This is a genomic window from Legionella pelazae (genome assembly GCF_052527395.1).
Map to the genome: position 1 here is coordinate 1 of NZ_JBNVZS010000043.1, position 269 is coordinate 269.

Genomic DNA, 269 nt, shown 5'->3' on the forward strand with positions numbered 1-269 from the left:
TACCTTAAAGGGTAAACGAACTATCTGGGGTGGCAGAGCTTCTATTAGAACCGCTCTTTACATGCCTTCGCTTGTTGCCATAAAGCATAACCCACAAATACACGCCTTCTACCAACGATTATGTCTGGCTGGTAAGTCTAAAATGACTGCGCTCATTGCTTGTATGAGAAAATTATTAATCATTATGAATGCCATCATTAAGAAAAAACAACCTTGGTTTTTTGAACCAAAACTGCTGTCTTGAATTTTAATTCAAGACAGTTGCTACG

1 protein-coding gene is annotated in these 269 nt (G+C 38.3%); it reads left to right on the forward strand.

Features of this window, described 5'->3' with window-relative positions; translation table 11 throughout:
• The coding region (locus ACQUW5_RS15325) for a transposase (RefSeq protein WP_444992127.1) at positions 1 to 244 on the forward strand (244 nt) is incomplete at its 5' end.
• Positions 245 to 269: the final 25 nt, after the last annotated feature.